Annotated in this window: 1 protein-coding gene; it reads right to left on the bottom strand. The window is 71.2% G+C overall.

Annotated features, from left to right (window positions below):
- Positions 1–22 precede the first annotated feature (22 nt).
- Positions 23–1192: a metabolite traffic protein EboE gene (gene eboE, locus ABZY13_RS33485; RefSeq protein WP_356637589.1), complete on the bottom strand. Its 1170-nt coding sequence runs from the start codon at positions 1190–1192 to the stop codon at positions 23–25.
- Positions 1193–1252: the final 60 nt, after the last annotated feature.

Below are 1252 nucleotides of genomic sequence, written 5' to 3'. Positions count from 1 at the left end.
GGGGTGGGGCCCTCGGGGCGGGTCATGGCAGCTCCTTGAGGCCGAGATCGGTCAGCAGGTCACGCGCGAGGGTCAGTTCGGCGGCGATGCCGTCGTTCAGGCCCGCACGGTCGAGCGGTCGCAACGAGGGCGGCAGGGCCTGCCACGTGTACGTCTCGACCTCCAAGTGATGCGTACGCGCGACGGGCCCGCCGACCAGATGCGTCAGGCAGTCCTGAAGCGCAGGTCGCGTGGAGGTCAACGGCCCGGAGGAGACCGCGTGCAGGGGGATGTGGAAGTGGGCGCGCCAGGGTGCGCCGACCGGCAGGCCTCCCAGGCGCAGGGCCTCCCCCACATCGTCGACGCCTCGCAGTCCGGTCTCCGTCCTCACCCGCGTCTGGTGCAGGAAGCGGGGCTCGTCGAAGGCCGCCAGCGCCCGGCGCGCCTCGGGCAGGTGCGGCTCCTGTACATGCAGGGCGGCCGACAACTGAGCCTTGACGATGCGGATGTCGGCGGCCTGCAGCGCGCCGAACGCGGTTGCCGGGACTTCGAAGGAGGTGGCGAGGTGGCAGGTGTCGACGCAGACTCCGATCCGGTCGTGGCCGATTTCGGAGAGAGGGCCGATCGCATCGGCCGTGGTCTCCACCGCGCAGCCCGGCTCCGGCTCCAGGCCGATGCGGATGGACCGTCCCGTGAACCGCTCCATGGTGTCGAGGAATTCGGCCAAGGAGGAGAGCGCCCGCTTGGCGACCACGGCCGACGGATGGTCGTACGAGGTCCGCCAGGCGAGCGGGAGGGTGGAGATGCTGCCCTCGGCGACGTCGTCCGGCAGGAGTTCGGTCAGCAGGCGGGCCAGATCGGCGGTGTACTGGAGGCGTTCGGGGTCCGCCCAATCGGGCTTGTAGACGCGGTACTTGACCTCGCCGGCGCCGAAGCCCTCGTAGGGGAAGCCGTTGAGGGTGACGACCTCCAGGCGTCGGTGCTTCAGCTCCGCGCGAAGGGCCCGCAAGGCGGAGGGGTCGTTGATCATCGTGCGGGCCGCGTCTCTGGCGAGCCACAGGCCGATGCCGAGGCGGTCGCGGCCGAGACGGAGACGGACGGGTTCGCAGTGGTCCCGGAGCTGGGCGAGGACGCCGTCGAGGGTCTCGGCGGGGTGCACGTTGGTGCAGTAGGCGAGGTGGACGGTGGTGCCGTCCGGATGGCGGAAGCGCATCGCTCACTCCCCGCCGCGCAGAATGGAGTTGCCCTCGTGGGTGGCGCCCGTCTCGGCGAC

Source organism: Streptomyces sp. NPDC006610, from assembly GCF_040611575.1.
GTDB lineage: Bacteria > Actinomycetota > Actinomycetes > Streptomycetales > Streptomycetaceae > Streptomyces.
This window is presented reverse-complemented; position numbering and strand designations above follow the sequence as displayed.